Source organism: Methanosarcina horonobensis HB-1 = JCM 15518 (assembly GCF_000970285.1).
Classification (GTDB): domain Archaea; phylum Halobacteriota; class Methanosarcinia; order Methanosarcinales; family Methanosarcinaceae; genus Methanosarcina; species Methanosarcina horonobensis.
Genome location: NZ_CP009516.1, coordinates 4,164,075 through 4,179,874, shown reverse-complemented (window position 1 = coordinate 4,179,874; position 15,800 = coordinate 4,164,075). Strand labels below are relative to the sequence as shown.

17 protein-coding genes are annotated in these 15,800 nt (G+C 41.7%); 5 read left to right on the top strand and 12 right to left on the bottom strand.

Features of this window, described 5'->3' with window-relative positions; translation table 11 throughout:
* Positions 1-17 precede the first annotated feature (17 nt).
* From MSHOH_RS18200 to MSHOH_RS18175, 6 genes are all read right to left on the bottom strand, one after another.
* Complete coding sequence (locus tag MSHOH_RS18200) at positions 18-815, bottom strand: DUF5602 domain-containing protein (protein ID WP_082089415.1); 798 nt, start codon at positions 813-815, stop codon at positions 18-20.
* A gap of 24 nt (positions 816-839) precedes the next feature.
* Positions 840-1,499, bottom strand: coding sequence for an iron-sulfur cluster assembly scaffold protein (locus MSHOH_RS18195; protein WP_048141809.1), 660 nt, complete (start codon positions 1,497-1,499; stop codon positions 840-842).
* A gap of 71 nt (positions 1,500-1,570) precedes the next feature.
* A complete protein-coding gene (locus MSHOH_RS18190) occupies positions 1,571-2,725 on the bottom strand; it encodes a cysteine desulfurase family protein (protein ID WP_048141807.1) in 1,155 nt (384 codons plus the stop codon).
* A gap of 193 nt (positions 2,726-2,918) precedes the next feature.
* Complete coding sequence (locus MSHOH_RS18185) at positions 2,919-3,338, bottom strand: DsrE/DsrF/DrsH-like family protein (RefSeq protein WP_048143627.1); 420 nt, start codon at positions 3,336-3,338, stop codon at positions 2,919-2,921.
* 20 nt (positions 3,339-3,358) lie between these two features.
* Positions 3,359-3,586, bottom strand: coding sequence for a sulfurtransferase TusA family protein (locus MSHOH_RS18180; RefSeq protein ID WP_048141805.1), 228 nt, complete (start codon positions 3,584-3,586; stop codon positions 3,359-3,361).
* A gap of 189 nt (positions 3,587-3,775) precedes the next feature.
* Positions 3,776-4,195, bottom strand: coding sequence for an HIT family protein (locus MSHOH_RS18175; RefSeq protein WP_048141804.1), 420 nt, complete (start codon positions 4,193-4,195; stop codon positions 3,776-3,778).
* 163 nt (positions 4,196-4,358) lie between these two features.
* Here MSHOH_RS18175 and MSHOH_RS18170 point away from each other — a divergent pair, with 163 nt between their 5' ends.
* Entirely contained in the window at positions 4,359-4,670 is a 312-nt protein-coding gene (locus MSHOH_RS18170; protein ID WP_048141802.1) for a SemiSWEET family sugar transporter, read from the top strand.
* Between the two features lie 91 nt (positions 4,671-4,761).
* Positions 4,762-5,118 carry a DUF5518 domain-containing protein gene (locus tag MSHOH_RS18165; protein ID WP_048141800.1) on the top strand — a complete coding sequence of 119 codons (357 nt, stop codon included), beginning with the start codon at positions 4,762-4,764 and terminating at the stop codon, positions 5,116-5,118.
* Between the two features lie 64 nt (positions 5,119-5,182).
* Here MSHOH_RS18165 and MSHOH_RS18160 read toward each other — a convergent pair whose 3' ends face one another.
* The 6 genes from MSHOH_RS18160 to mdh form a co-directional block, all read right to left on the bottom strand.
* Positions 5,183-7,402: a CARDB domain-containing protein gene (locus MSHOH_RS18160; RefSeq protein WP_082089414.1), complete on the bottom strand. Its 2,220-nt coding sequence runs from the start codon at positions 7,400-7,402 to the stop codon at positions 5,183-5,185.
* Between the two features lie 488 nt (positions 7,403-7,890).
* Positions 7,891-9,063: a hypothetical protein gene (locus tag MSHOH_RS18155; protein ID WP_048141796.1), complete on the bottom strand. Its 1,173-nt coding sequence runs from the start codon at positions 9,061-9,063 to the stop codon at positions 7,891-7,893.
* Positions 9,064-9,237: 174 nt separating this feature from the next.
* Entirely contained in the window at positions 9,238-10,191 is a 954-nt protein-coding gene (locus MSHOH_RS18150; RefSeq protein WP_048141794.1) for a tyrosine--tRNA ligase, read from the bottom strand.
* A 37-nt stretch (positions 10,192-10,228) separates the two neighbouring features.
* The gene (locus MSHOH_RS18145) at positions 10,229-10,960 is read right to left on the bottom strand and encodes a tRNA(His) guanylyltransferase Thg1 family protein (protein ID WP_048141792.1); all 732 of its coding nucleotides are present in this window, start codon (positions 10,958-10,960) and stop codon (positions 10,229-10,231) included.
* 20 nt (positions 10,961-10,980) lie between these two features.
* Positions 10,981-11,238 (bottom strand): PRC-barrel domain-containing protein, encoded by a 258-nt coding sequence (locus MSHOH_RS18140; protein WP_048129484.1) that lies wholly within the window; start codon positions 11,236-11,238, stop codon positions 10,981-10,983.
* 276 nt (positions 11,239-11,514) lie between these two features.
* A complete protein-coding gene (gene mdh / locus MSHOH_RS18135) occupies positions 11,515-12,438 on the bottom strand; it encodes a malate dehydrogenase (RefSeq protein WP_048141790.1) in 924 nt (307 codons plus the stop codon).
* A gap of 465 nt (positions 12,439-12,903) precedes the next feature.
* On the opposite strand from mdh, the gene MSHOH_RS18130 reads away from it, so the two are divergent.
* The 3 genes from MSHOH_RS18130 to nrpRII all read left to right on the top strand — a co-directional run bounded on the left by MSHOH_RS18130 (position 12,904) and on the right by nrpRII (position 15,596).
* Positions 12,904-13,653 carry a ribonuclease H-like domain-containing protein gene (locus MSHOH_RS18130; RefSeq protein WP_048141788.1) on the top strand — a complete coding sequence of 250 codons (750 nt, stop codon included), beginning with the start codon at positions 12,904-12,906 and terminating at the stop codon, positions 13,651-13,653.
* A gap of 211 nt (positions 13,654-13,864) precedes the next feature.
* Positions 13,865-14,605, top strand: a complete 741-nt coding sequence (locus MSHOH_RS18125) for a glucose-6-phosphate isomerase family protein (protein ID WP_048143626.1) — start codon at positions 13,865-13,867, stop codon at positions 14,603-14,605.
* Positions 14,606-14,837: 232 nt separating this feature from the next.
* The gene (nrpRII, locus tag MSHOH_RS18120; RefSeq protein ID WP_048143625.1) at positions 14,838-15,596 is read left to right on the top strand and encodes a global nitrogen regulator NrpRII; all 759 of its coding nucleotides are present in this window, start codon (positions 14,838-14,840) and stop codon (positions 15,594-15,596) included.
* Positions 15,597-15,800: the final 204 nt, after the last annotated feature.

Here is a 15,800-nt window from a genome sequence, read left to right as displayed (position 1 = left end):
CTTCTCCCCGGTAGGTTTTACCTGAGAGTCATTCCTTCAAGGGAGACTGTATATTCTTCAGTATTTTCGGCGTATCTTATAGAATAACTGGTAGGGTAATAAGCTTCTGTCGGATAACACTTCGGTAACTTGAGCTGTTTTGTAAGCTCGGGTTTTGTTTTAAGAAAATCTATGGTAACCATTGGTTCGACAAATACCATTTCTCCATCATAAAAGCCGTAGATAAAGGTCTCTTCGAAAGGCTGCTCGTTGAATTCGGGGGAAGTCGGGTCAATCCAGTGTGCTCCCATCCTGGGGATTCCTCCGGGAGTTGAGACATATCCTTCCGGAACATATTCGGGTTCAGGATCTTTTGACAGGTTTGCCATATCCTCTTCAGTTGCCGTAATTTTGTCTCTCTCTTTCTGACCTATCATGTAAAAGTGGACATCAAAGTGCGGGCGGTCATAGATTCCCTGAGGCTCATGTCCTTTTGGGTTCCAGTCAATTCCTATATGGTCATAAGCAGCAGCTGAGGCTTCCTCAGGTAAGGGAAGGATGTATTCCGTAAGTTCTCCTTCAGGCAGACCATAGAGGGAAAGTTCTGTGAAATTCACCCCTATTGCGGAAGGATTCCCTTCTGCATCAAGGGTTGCCCAGGAATAAGCTATTCCATCCCCAAGGGCTTTACTTTCTCCTGTGAATGTTTCCGATAAGGATTGATTTTCTGTCTGAGCTTCAAACAGTGTCCGGAAATCTTCTTCGGCATATCCAGAAACTACAATTGTTGATAATACAAGGATACATAATACGCTTAAAACTCCGATTTTCTTCATGTTTCCCCCCGCGTCCAGATGAGTTCAGGCTGTAAACACCACGTCTACTCTTTCCACATCCCACAAAGATCCCAGTTTTTCCATTATGTCCTCTTTTATTGCCGGAGCAAACTGGTGGTCAGCAGGCAGGTCAACCACTACCCTGACAACTCCTGCTTCAACACTTGTTTTAAGAATAAGGTTCGTACGGATAACATCAAGCCCTGTTAACGGGTTCATGACATGCTTTAGCCTCTGCTGGACGACTTCTTCCGTTGTAGGTTCTTTCTCAGTCACAAGCCCGTGCTTTTCCTCATAGTCCCGGATAGCGGCACGCAGACCCTCAACCGCAAGCACGGAGCAGTGAGCTTTAATCGGAGGAAGCCCACCCAGTTCTTCAGAAGCCTGTTTCCAGGTTATCTTCTTTGCTTCATCCAGGGTTTTTCCCTTTGCAAGGTCCGTGATCACAGACCCGGTAGCAATATTTGACGCGCAGCCGTAAGATTCGAATTTTACATCCTCAATAACCTTTGTCTCAGGTTCGACCTTAATATATACGGCAACCATATCCCCGCATGCCGGACTTCCTTCCAGGCCCTTTCCATCAGGGTTCTCTATCTTTCCTACGTTATGCGGGTTTCTGAAATGCTCCAGAACTTTTTCGCTATAAGGAAACTTCATCTCACTTTTCTTTTCTATTTTCATTCCTGCTCTCTCCTTCTTTTCTTACTTCTTCTGTTGCCTTTTCTCCGCGCTCTCTTTTCCCTTCCGTTCAATTATTTCCTTGCAAGCGGGCTAATTTCCCTGAGCCTTGCCACAACCTCACTCATGGCATCAATTGCCGCATCCGCATCTTCCATCTGGTTATAGCGTCCGAAAGTGAAGCGTACAGAGCCGTGAGCTCTTTCGTGATCGCCTCCGATTCCTCGTATAACGTGGCTGGCTTCAAGGGAACGGCTAAAACAGGCTGAACCCGTGCTCACTGCAAACCCTCGCATGTCCATATGCAGGGTTACGGATTCCCCTTCCACATAATGGAAAGTCAGGTTTGCATTCTGAGGCAGACGTTTCTCCCGGCTCCCGTTTAACGTAACATCCGGAATTTCGGAAAGGGCTCTGTCAATTACCCTGTTCCTCATAGCTTCAAGCTGTCTGGTCTCATCTTCAGTAACGAGCTCTACAGCCGTTGCAAACCCGACAGCTCCCGGTATATTTTCAATTCCTGCCCTCATGTTGGACTCCTGAAAACCTCCGTCCATGAATTTGGTTATGGGAGTGCCTTTCCGGATATAGAGCGCACCTATTCCCCTGGGGCCGTGAATTGTGTGGGCGGATACTGTCACAAGGTCAACAGGCAGTTCTTTCACATTGAGGGGAAGCCGGGTAAAACTGTGGGTAGCATCTGTATGCAACAGCACATCTTTTTCTTTACAGATTTCAGAAATAGCCTTCAGATCCTGGGCAGTTCCTATTTCCTGATTGGCATGCTGGATCGAGACAAGGACAGTTTCCTTTGTAATGGACTTCCTGAGCCCTTCAAGGTCCGCAAACCCTTCTCCGTCAACGTCCAGAAAAGTCGCTTCAAAGCCCTGTTTCTGAAGGGCTTTTGCCGTATTTAATACAGGAAAATCTTCTATCTGTGAGACGATGATATGCTTTCCTTTCTTTTCTTTAAGAGCCCAGGCAACTCCTTTAAGTGCCATATTGTTTGATTCCGTATCCCCTGAAGTAAAGATTATTTCTTCGGAACCCGCACCAAGCCGTGAAGCTATACCTTCCCTTGAGTTCTCAAGCCCTTCTTTTGCATCAATGCCCATAGAATAGCCAAACTCAGATGTCGCTACCGCATAAGTATCAAAAAAGTAGGGCGTCATTGCTTCAAGCACTCTCTCGTCCAGCCGTGTGCATGCAGCATTGTCAAGATAAATCATATTTTCAAATATTTTTTCCCCTCCTCAGATTATATGATAAAGTTCTAATTCCCATAATCAAATTTTCATTCTCTTTAATTAAATCTCCAGTAACCTTTAGTCGGAATAAACATGATGGGTTTCCAGGTGAAAAACAAAATTTTAAAAGAAATTCGAATCATTGCGCTGGATTTAATTTCTAACTCTCGCAGAATCAGATAAAAAGAGTTATAGTTGCATCCCTTGCTTCATGGATATACGAACCTACAGCTCCCCATTCATCTACCCATTCCGTTCGAATTTCTTCTTTGTCTATACCCATTATTTCCATGGTCATTTCGCAGGCTATTATTTTTCCTCCAAGCTCTTTAAAATCGCTCATCAGCTTTTCAAGCGGTGCAACATGGGCTTTTTCCATCCTCTGTTTGACCATCTTCCTGCCGGCGCCCATCATGTTCATTTTAGAAAGCGGTCCTTTTTCGAGCTCTCCTTTTTTAAGCCTCATAAGCCCCCAGAAAGTGAAGTATATTGAGGCTTCCATACCCATTGCCAGAGCTCCGTTTGCAATTATAAGTGCGCTGTATACTTTATCCATGTCCCCACTGTGCAGGATAATGACTGCCTTTTCCTCCATTTCCACTCCTTTTCCGGTTTTTACCTCCGGATCTTTATTTCCCACTCTTTCCCTTCTTCTTTGTCTTTGATCTCCAGCACTTTAAGCCCCATTGCCTCGCATGCCATGGGAATTTCTTTTTTTGATGCCGGATGCGTACCTTTTACAATCACAAGGTCTCCTGGAGAGGCTTTTTTGAACGCTTTTCTGCACTCTACCAGCGGGACCGGGCAGGTCTGCCCTCTAACATCTATTTCCAGCTCTGCCACTGTTCTTACCCCCGAAATAAGAGAAATGGAATATTTCCAAAATAATTATGCCTTCTTCCCTTAAGTTCACTATATTCCAAAAAATATATTATCGTTTCGTATTAAAAATGTTATCCTGGAGTTGCCTCTTTTCTATCCGGCTGATCCCATGCCTCTTGCCTGTAGAATTTTTTCTCAAGGTTTTTTCACTCACAGGTTTTTTCTTATTTTTTCTGCAACTTCTTTCAGATTGGTCCTATCAGGTTCTGTCCATACGATTGATTTTATTCCCCTTCCTCCGTCCCCTTTTTTCCTTGGAATAACATGCACATGTACATGGGGGACTTCCTGCCCAGCTACCTCCCCGTTATTGATTCCAACATTAGATCCTTCTGCTGAAAACGCTTTCTCAACTGCAGCAGTAACTTTTCTTGCAGCTTCAAAGAGCACGGCAACATCCTCTGCGCCCATATCCGTGAATTTGCTGAAGTGCTTTCTGGGAGCCACAAGCGTATGTCCTTCACTTGCCGGGTAAATGTCAAGAAATGCATAAACAGCATCGTCTTCGTATACTCTCTCTGAAGGAATCTCTCCTGATATTATCTTGCAGAAAAGGCAACTTTCTGTCATAATGTATCCCCATAAAGGTTTAGGGTGCTCACTTATATCAGGATTCTGTTTCTTCACTAAGTTTAACTACTATCCTGATCTTAACTATATTATAATTATTCTAGAGTCCCCCTAAGATGCCTTTTTCTCAGCGCCAAATTAAAACTCTCGAGAGTGAATTTATATGATCGGTTACATTGCGGGTGCCCTAACAACCATAGCTTTTGCCCCTCAGCTCATTAAAGCTCTGAAAACGAAATCAACAAAGGATGTATCTCTTCTCATGCTGTTTTGCTCAACATCTGGCATGGCCCTCTGGCTGGTTCATGGAATTCAGATAAACGACCCTGCAATAATTGCTGCAAATAGTGTTTCTGTTATTCTTGCCGCCTCTCTTCTCGGGCTCAAGCTTAAGAATGATTATGCAAGCTCAGTTTTAAAGTTTGGAGAAAAAGTGCATGGATCTGAAAATAAAATTGTTTCTTTTCGGAAGTAATTCACAAGGGCTCAACTATATATTTAATCAATTATTAAATCGAATTATATTAATTTCTTGTTCAACTTGCTTTAATATGGGGGTATAAATAATGGGTAGAACCATAACTGGTGCACTAATAGGTATGGTCTGTACTTTGATTTTTTACTTTATTCCTGCCGTAAATGCAATAGCTCCTCTTCTTGGGGGCTTGCTGGCTGGTTATTATGCAGATGGAGGCTTTGAAGGAGGTCTCAAGTCAGGAGTCTTGATGACGATTTTTATGATAATCCCAGGCTTTCTTCTTGGAGGGGTACTCGGAGCCGTGTTGCGTGAAGCTCCTGTTCTTGGGGGATTTGTAGTAGCCTCTGCTTTCGTAATAACAATCATCATTGTAGCCCATACTGCTATAACAGGCATTATCGGCTCTGTAATTGGAGCTCTTCTGGCTTCAAGAAAAGCTGTCTGAAAAGACTTGATGTCAAAAACTAAAGATTTGTAACAAAAAAATAGGGTTAAAGAAAAAATCTTTTTCAGATCTTTTTCTTCAACACGGCATATCCTACAAGGAATGCAAATAACGGCAGAGAAAACGCAATAAGTGTTTTAGCTGCCTCCATTGGCTTTTTTTCCATGCCTTCTTCTCTTTCTGCACTGCTGCTCAGGATTGCTTTCCCTTCGCCATCCCAGCTTCTCAGGGTTTCCTGTATTCCCGTTTCATCTCCGGATTCCTCTACAGTTCCCTTTTCTCCTGTATACTCACTTATTGCAAAGCAAGAATAGCCGGATGTTTTTGCCCTGAAATAAACGTAGTTATCATCTTCTCCTGTTTTTTCGGTTCTCAGAGGCTCCCATTTATTATCGTACCAGAGAAGGGCTATATTGGATTCGTTAACACTGTTGTTTTTTATCCATTCCTTGTCGACTTTGAACCCTGTATAAGCGTTCTTATGGGAATCCGAAAGCCCTGCTCCTTTATTTCCTACCCATATGTTTATTTGCTTATATACCCTCCCAGGAGGGTTATTTTGAACGAAAGTGGATTTTTCCTTGAGAACTTCTACGGTAGCTGTCGTTTTCTTAAAGGTCTTCGTTGAGTCAAACTCTATGTATGTGACGCATGTAACATTTTTAGCGAAATCATACTTTATATGGTATCCACTAATAATGTTCCTTGTAGCAAGCTCTTTAACCTCTACATTTCTGGCCGGCTCTTTGGACACACCACTCCCCATGCTGCTACTGCTGGTGCTGCTGGAAGTGGAACCTGAACCCCCTCCACTGCTGGAAGTGGTTTGTTTGGAGATACTAACAGTTTTAATTAATTTATTATTTGTTTCGTCGTCTTCAAGTATAGCATTTCCTGCATCTGCTACCAGATGCATAATCAAGCTTCCTTCTTCTTCGGGAGTCCAGTAGAATGTACCTTTTGTGGTTTCTCCGATATTAATCGCTGGCACTGACACTTTACCGCTGTGAGTTACGTTGGTCCCGTTGATATAGTAATTTAGCTCGCTGCTTGCCGAGTCTTTGAGCCCTTTGTTCTTTATTGACACTGTGAAAGTAATGTTATCGTTTATTTTTGGGACTTCCGGGTTTAAAAAAAGTGACTCTATTACAAGGTCCGGGCGTATAACTTTTACATTTATGATTTTCGTGAATACATTGTTCTCTTCATTACTTTCAGGAACGAATGTTCCAGAGGGAATAATCACTTTTACTTCCATCTGTCCTTCTCTATCCGGCGTTAGAGAGAATGTAATGTTTGATCCTGTTCTTTCTGAAAGAGCCGGAATGCGAATCTTATCAGGCTGGACAGTTCCGTTAATATAGTATTCTGCCAGAACTTCTTCCGAGGAAGCTGTTCCCTGGTTCTTTACTTTCAGGGTAAGGTTCAGAGTTTTTCCTTTCTCAGCCTCAGTTGATTCGGGTACAAGGTCTTCGATTATGAGATCGGGAAGGAACTCTCTTGCTACTGTCATGGTAATTGTTTTTTCATTATTCTCTTCATCACTCTCTCTGATCAAATTGTCTTTATCAACCACGGCTTTTATTTCTACAGAATCTCCAGGTAATGTAATCCTATCATATGAAAAATAGCTGCTCTCTCCCTGAGACAATCTGGGCACATTCCAATCACTGACAGGAGCCCCCTCAATATAGAGCAATAGTTTTGTTTCTTGTGAAGCCTCGCTTCCCTGGTTCTTAATACTTATATATATCCTCTGAAAGTCTCCTGGTGTGGGATATGCAGAGTGTTCAAGACTGTTTATTATCAGGTCTGGAAGTTTTGTTTTTTTGAAAGTTATAGAGCCCGAAATTATGACGTTATTATTCTCATCTTTTTCTTCCACTGAGTTTGCTTCGTCTACCTTTGCACTTATCTCCACCGTATCTTCAGTTTCCGAGCTCCATGAGATATCTACTTTTTCACTGTTTCCGGCTTCTAATTCAGGGACTGAGCTTTGCCCTATATTGTTTCCGTTACTGTAAAAAACTATATTTGTTGATCCTGAAGCTGCATCTCCCTGGTTTTTTACCGTTGCTGTGATAGTTACCTGTTCTCCGGTTTCTGGATTAGCCGGACTCCAGGAAAGATCATTAATTATCAGGTCAGGCAGTAATGTAGTTGAATTTCCGTCACCTTCGGAAGGTATACCCTCATCTGCAGCAACCATAACAGGAGCAGTTCCAGAAATTATAAACGTTATTATCAACACGTAAACCAAAGAGTGGAAAAAATTTCCTTTCATTTTAAGCAGCCTCCGCCCCACATGTCTATAAAGGAAATGTCTGGTACATCAGTAGTTTATTAACAGGTAGCTGTAAATCATCGAAATTACGTTTTTAATTTCTTCTCGGATAATTTCAGTAAACTCCATCTGCAAAAGGTTTATACTTGCACGAGGGTTACTTTGTATGATATATTACTTCTCCTGCCCTGTATTTAAGGCTCTACACTCTCAATTCCTTTCCCCCAAACTTTACTTATCGGAAAGCGAACTCTACAAATGTTTTCTCCTTATTGGTGAGTTTTCCTCACTATCTTACATATCAAGTAAAAAGTTGTTCTGCAGAACAGATGACCTTACGTAGCCTTACGGACAATAGAGAAAAAGAAAAAAGGCTCAAAAACGATGAATATAAAAATTTAGTAAAGAAACATATCGCGTTGATATAAGAAGTAAAAATCTAAAAGGTAACCTGAAAAAAAGATAACCTGAAAAGTAATTTAAATAAATTAGACAATCAGGTATTTGCTGTCTTTAATCTGAGCTCTGCTGTCTACGCCGAGTATTTCGGCAATTTCAACACCTTCGCTGCCGACATCAGAAAGTCGGGTGTACATTTCAGACTTTGAGATATACTTTTCGGTTCTTGTTCCGTCGGCCTCTTCTATTTTGATGGTAATTTCCTCTTTATTATGCCCTTTTGCCAGACACTCATGAACGATCACGCCGTACTGCTCAGCAATCACTTTCAGGCAGTCGAAAATCTGGTTTGTGGAAACCGCATCCTCTTCGTCAAGCAGAACTTTTGACAGGGTATAAGTCCGGATATTTGCCCTGAGGTAGTTCTGAACTTTCTCCGGAATTTTAACGAGAGCCGTCATGTCGATGAAAGCTCCAAGTTCTTTGTCCGCAGTAATTTCTCTGTCGTCTTCGTATACAAAGTAATTGAGCCCTCCGCCTTCTATTCTGAACTTCCTATTCGCTTTTTTATTTTCAAGAATAAGACGGATATTTTTCTCGCTGTCATATTCAAGGGAGCTTACGAGAAATTCGGAGAGATCCTGCATTTTTATTTTCTCTTCTTTACGCAAAATTCCTGTTTTTGTCCAGCCCGGCAGGCTCAGGCTACCAATGAGTTTCTCTACTGTCAGAAGCTCTTCTGTAAACCAGAGTCTGTAGTAATACTGCATACCTGAAATCGAACCTTCCATTACTCCTGAAATTCCGTTTGTATTGCTGGAAAGCTCAAATCTCTTTTCTGCTCCGTATATTCCCGAGATTAAAAAAGGGGTGAGAACCTCAAGGACCTTGATCTCAATTTTCTGGTACTCCTGAGCGGCTCCGCTTTTAATTTTTCCGGACTCGATTTCGAGAATCTCACGCTTTCGCCCGAGATTTTCGCTGCACGTGACCAGAATTGCGTCAATACAGGATGTTAAATCCTCAGTACCTATATCATCTGCTAATTTCTTGGTCAGTATGCTGAGTTTTTCCTCAAAAAGGTTCATTCCCATAATTCTATTGTTCAATTTATGGAGCTCTTCTTTGTGTTTACACTTTAGTTCTATGATAGAATTCTCCAGAGGAATTACTCGAGCAGTTATATCTATGAATGCCTTCAGATCCTCAATGAAATCCCTCTGTACAGGCAGTTCCGTAGAGTCCTGGTAAATATATTTCATAAAAAGCACCCTGGAATTCTGAACTAACTCTCCAAATATTCTATGCAGTATAGCTATATAACATTTTATCCAGGATCTTAATGCATTATTTAATAGTGCTCCCCTCTCCCCTCAAGAATATGCCTTTACCCCAGAATTCCTATGATTTTTGGAAGGGCTTTACCCTTCCTGAATTTAAAGAAGAACTTTCCGAACAGGGTCCAGAATTTCATTTATATATTTTGCAGCTGAGTTTTTGAGATCCATTGGGTGGACCTTTTCTTCTATAAAGTCGCTTTCCATCTCAGCATAACTGTTGTAGGTAAGGTTTCCACCGAATTTCTCAGGTCTTTCAATAATGATGGTCTCGTATCTTGGGAAGATGTGATAACGGAAAAGAGCGAGAATCGGGTTTTCTTCCACATCCCCCATCTTGCAGAAAGCTTTCTTGAACTTCCTGTAGATCTCCTCTTCCGTATCATCTACTGAAATATAATTGTCCTTTGAAGAAGCCATCTTGGTTCCGTCAAGCCCGAGGAGGATAGGAGTGTGAATACAGATTGGAGTTTCAAATCCGAGGCTCTTTAAGTTTTCGCGGGCAAGCATATGGATCTTTCTCTGGTCAATCCCTCCAACTGCCACATCCACTTCAAGCATGGCAATGTCAATAGACTGCATCAGGGGGTAAACCATCTGAGAAACCGTAGGGTCATCCATTGCGCGCCCGACTTCGTCCATACTCCTCTTTGCCCTGTTAAGAGTTACTGCTCTTGAGAGTTTGAGTACGTTTAACATATATTCGGCTCCCAGCTGGAAATCTGAACCGTAAATGAAATCGGTTAGTTCTTCATCAAGCCCGAGAGCAATAAAGCAACGTCTGTTGTAGTCTGCAATCTTCCTGACTTCTTCCAGAGTTCCTTTTTTGTTAAGATAAGCGTGTACATCTGCAAGCAGGACAGTAATCTTGAACCCTGCTTTTTGCAAATCAATTAACTTGTTTACGGTAAGGACATGCCCCATGTGGATTTTTCCGCTTGGCTCGTATCCTACATAAGCACGGGGAGCTTCTTTTTTATTAAGGAGTCCTTCCAGTTCTTCTTCGGTTACAATTTCCTGAACATTTCTTTTTATAAGCTCAAGTCTGTCCATTGCATCTACATTCCTTTTATTTCTTACTCTGAAAAACTCAGTTTCTATTAATAAGTTTCTCTAAAAACGCTATTCCTTCTTCGGATTTGAATTTTGGAATTTCCCAGTTCTGAGTTATTTTTCTTCGCAGAGACTCTACTTCTTTGCCAGATATCGGATTAAAACCTGAGATTTCATGTTCTTTTTTAGAGATTATAATTCCTCTTCTTTGCCAGGCAGGAAGTGCCGCAAGATTTATTCCTTTCTCAAAAAGCATCTCATGGATTTCCCATTCTTTTTTTCCTTTCAGACGCTTTGCAGCTTCATCCTTCTCAACACCTGCGTTTCTGAGGGCATAATACCCCCATGATACGACAAAGTTGCGCCAGGCTTCCAGTTGCCTCCAGTGAAAATATTCAGGGACTTCCTCTTTCTGAAGAGCCACCAGTCTGGAGTCAAAGGCTATGGGGGTTTCAAGCCGCAATCTTATTGTAAGAGCGCTTCCAAGAAAGCTTGCCACGACAGAATCGATTTTTTCCACCCTGCCGTCAAAAGGAAGGTCTGTGAACAGAAAACTGATCTCATCTGAAAAAGTATAGGCAAAAAGAGGGCTTAAACCGCTTTTTCTCATGAAGAGTTCAGCGGTATCCGCCATAGCTCTGGCGAAGGTTTCATCGTATGGTTTTTCAAAACCCAGGCCTGAAAGTGTATTTTTGAAATTCCTGCCGTCAGCGCGCAAGACCACTGGCGGGATACAGCGCATTTCAGCATAGATTTCTCGGTTTTTCATATACTTTTTCAAAAGACCGTTCAGTCTTCTTTTCTCTTTTTGTATCTCTGGATTACGTCTCTAATTATAATAATATCTGCTGCGGTTATAACCCACCGGTAGGGAATGATGATACCTCTGCTGCTAAGGTCAAAAAGCTCCCTGTTTATATCAGAAACAGCAAGCCCTGTTACTTTCTGTTCCTCTACATCAATTACAAGGTCCTGCAACTTCCCTACATAAACACCATTATTTGTGTATATGTTTAGGCCAAAGAGTGATGTGAGTTCTGCGCGCATTATATCCCTGCTATGCTAATTACTTTAAGTTATCTATGCATCCTAAATTTATTTAAATTTCTTCCTCTACCTTATATGAAAAACATACTTATATATCTTACAGTTTTACCGAGCTCTCCTGTCGACAAAAAACATATTTTCCAGATTTACTCTAATCAGCCAGAAAAAAAGAATTTTTTCCGTTGAGTTTTGAGATCAGCCAGTTAACAGAAGCCTGTTTTTTATTAGTACTTGCCTTTAATCTCTGATTTGTCTGCGTTTCTTCAGGCTCTTTTTTTATAAACCCAGCTGTGAAATTCCTCTCCGGATGGTTTCTGAGGACTTTCTGAGTATCTCGAACTGGCTTTTTTCAAGTTTAAGTTCAATAATTTCTTCTATTCCAGCTGCTCCCAGTTTTACCGGTACTCCGAAGTAAATCCCTTCCTGCCCGTACTGCCCTTCAAGATATGCAGATGCAGGAATTATCCGCTTCGAATCCTTTATCACGGCTTCTGCCATGCGCACAATAGCTGAGGAAGGTGCATAAAAAGCACTTCCCTGCTTGAGAAGTTCCACTATTTCGGCTCCTCCGTTTACCGTTCTTTCAACAAGCCTGTCAATTGTCCTGTCCGGAAGCAGTTCCGGAAGTGGAATTCCCGAGACTGTGGTATACTGGGGAAGCGGTACCATAAGATCTCCATGACCTCCTATGACCATTGCCTCAACATCCTTTTTCGAACACTTCAGTTCCTCTGCTATGAAGCTTGCAAAACGACCGGCATCAAGAACTCCACTCATTCCGAAGACCCTTTTTGGCTCAAAGCCAGTTGCCTTCATAGCTACATATGTTATAATGTCAAGCGGATTTGTGACATTCATAACAATAGAGTTCGGAGCATATTTCGCAATATTTCTTGCTACATCTCCTATTATTTTTGAATTGGTTTTGATAAGATCTTCCCTGGTCATTCCGGGCTTTCTGGCAATCCCTGCTGTAATAATTATCAGGTCCGAGCCTGCAATATCCGCATAGTCGTTAGTACCTGTTACCCTGGTATCATAACCATTAATTGCTCCTGCCTGCATAAGGTCGAGAGCTTTTCCCTGTGGTAGGCCTTCCACGATATCTGTCATGACAACTTCGCCAATTTCCAGTTCGGCCAGCCGCTGGACTGTGGTCGCACCTACATTTCCTGCACCAATTACGGAAATTTTAGCCATTACTTGCACACCTGTATCAAAATTTATCTGCAGGAATTCCTTAAATCCTGCCTCTAAAAATCGATTCTTTTCTAATAGGTCTGGTGGTAACTATATCTTAATATTTATTTTTTTGGCATTCTAGAACTCTTAACTTGTTTTTTACCCCATCTTATTAAGTTAAATTCTATAAGCCCTTTTTATATTCTGCCCCCACAGAGATAAAGAGTACCTCATATTATTAATAGTTAAATATATTAATCTTGTTGGCATGAACTATGAGTGATTTTATAAGACAGATCTGGCTCTTAAAAATATGTAAAAATAATTGACCTGGATTTACAGCTTTTTAGCTAACTATTTCTCTGTTCCCGTATTTTAACTCTGGATTTATAGCCACTTGAAATAACTATATGTGTTCTATATCACTTTCAGCCCTTATGCAGTATTTTTATTAAAGATCACGTCCAATGGTTCAGGGGAAAAATGCTGAAGAACACTTATATTCACATTCCGGGCGTAGGAAAAGCGCTTGAACAGAAAATCTGGGCCTCAGGTATACGTACCTGGGACGAATTCCTTGAAATGGAAGGCAGGATTTCAATTCCTTCGAGCAAGAGAGCCAGAATATGTGAAGGAATAAAGATATCTTCCAGACATCTGGCCGCAAAAGATTGCTTCTTTTTTTCACAACGCCTCCCTTCTGCAGAACACTGGAGGGCCTATTCTCTATTTTCTGACTCTGTCGCTTTCTTTGATATCGAAACCACAGGACTTTCCCCGTGCAGGGATAAGATAACTGTTGTTGGAATCTATAATGGGAATGAGACCAAAACGTATGTAAGGGGAATCAATCTTGAAGATATCATAGAGGAGTTTTCAAAATACAGGCTCCTTGTTTCCTTTAACGGAGCTCGTTTTGATGTCCCTTTCATAAAATCCGAATTTCCCGAAATAGAGTTCAAGCAGCTCCATATAGATCTGATGTATCCTTTAAGACGTATAGGATATGGAGGAGGCCTCAAAAACATCGAAAAATTGCTCGGAATTTGCAGAAGCGAGGATACGGATGGCATGAATGGATTTGATGCGGTTCGGCTCTGGAAGAAGTATGAAAAAGGAGATGAGGAAGCTCTTGCCCTGCTTGTTAAATACAACAGAGAGGATATAGTAAACCTGAAATCCATTATTGAACTTACTTATTCTAAAATGGTTGAAAAGGCTCTGAAGACGTAAAACGTGTGGTTTTCCTTTAAGGGTTTCGCCAAAAAGTAGAAATGTCAGTAACAGGTATATATTGTGTCGGTTAATAACTGAATCTATATTGCTGTTCTGGATTTTGGCTTACTGGTTTCTGTTAGCTTTTATGGCAGAATCATGTGTGTAGTTGAACAGGCTCTGTATGATATCGATGATTATCCGCATACTTAAAAGAAAGGGGAATTCAATGGAAGTAACACTGAAGTTCGGGGACAAAGTCACTGTGGCAGATGTAAGAAAACTCCATGATATGGAAGATGTGGTGTTTGATAGAGAATGGTTTGAAAAGACAGATGAGATAAATAGAGATATGTATTACATGTTCAGGGACCTTGCCAAAAGTGACTCTGATCTTGAGATCATTAAATCCCACTACCTCAGATATGACATCACAAGAATCCCTCCCGGAATGCTAGGGTCTGAATACACTAAAACCGTGGGCCACTACCACCCGCAGGTTCCGGGAACAGATGTATCCTATCCTGAAGTTTACCAGGTGCTTGAAGGTTCTGCCACCTACCTGCTGCAAAAGGTAGAGCCTGGAGAAGAGGACATTGTTCTGGATGTTGCAGTTATCAAAGCTGAAAAAGGAGATGTGGTACTTGTCCCGCCCGGATATGGACATGTAACAATAAATGCCTCGGAAAAGACTCTTGAGATGGCAAACTGGGTTTGCAGGGATTTTTCTTCTGTCTATGAGCCTGTAAAAAGGCTTTCCGGAGCTGCCTATTTCCTTCTTAAAGACGGTTTTGCCAAAAATCCTCTTTACAGAGAAATTCCGTCCATTCGCTACGTTACACCTCTAAGCTCTGATGAATTCGGGCTTGACTCCAGAGAAAATATGTATGAACTCATACACAGTGCGGACAGGCTAAGATTCCTGACTGCTCCGCAGGACTTTATGAGTTTCTTATCAGGAGTGCTCTAAAAAGGCTCCGAACTTTTATAACGGATAAGGACTTCATATTCTAACACTTCATATTCTAATATCTCTTCCCGAAGACTCCTCTAAGAAACTTTAATTTTACCTTTTTCTTTTATGATTTTTGAAGGCAAAGGCTTACAGGCAGAGGGTTACTATCGGCCGAAAGGATATTTTTCTTCACAATAATACACAACTTATAATAGGTACAAATACTTTCAATTACTGGAGGGTTGAAATGCAAAAAAATGGATACCGTGTTCAATTTACATCATCCAGAATCCGAGATCTCATGTACAGAACCACATTTAATCCAAAGAAAATGGATGGAGACGTCATTCTTAATCTCTCGCTTATAGATAAAAAAGATCTGGACGATGTACTCGGCATCTTCAAGATGGTCATCTCAAGCGGACTTTCCGTGACCCCATATGTGAAAGTAATTTCCGAAGGGGAATCAATAGGAAACATGACCATTGAGAAGGGAAAGGTAGGAATCGGGACCGTATGCAGCATAACTATTGACGGTGTACTGCTAAAAGCAGGAATTCCCGTAAATCCGAAGCTTGGTGGGGTTGTCCAGATACGGAATGGAATTCCTGTACGCTTCACTGACGTGCTTACATATGTGAGTACAACTGTAGATCCCCTTGAAATCCTGATGTCTCAGGGGATTACTTCAGTATCTGAAATGCTCAGAACAGGTTCCGGTAAGGTTCTTGCAAATCTGAGGGAAGCTCCCATGGTTGCAAGAGACGAGATTGAGAGCAACCTTTCCGATCTTCTGGACGCAGGCTTCAGCGGAATTCTGGAAGTGGGAGAACCGAATACAAGGGTTCTGGACGTCCCTATTGAGAGAGACCATCTCGGAATAGTTGTCATTGGAGGAACAAATCCGATGGCTGTTGTGCAGGAGTATGGAATCCCCATAGACACAAGTGCAATGTCGAGGTTAATTTCCTTTAAGGAAATGAGCCGGATTGAAGATCTTGTCTGAGAAATTTGGCCTAAAACCTTAATATAGAAAGATCTGGTGAAGCCCGTGAACTACTCGCCACTGAAGTGACGGGCTTCCTAGTTCATCCTTCTCTTTAGAGAGCAAGTCTCCAGGCTCTTCCCTGCGTTCAGCAGACGTCAAATAACTATGATAGAACCACGATAATTTATATTCCAGCTTTGTTACAAAGCTATACCATGATCG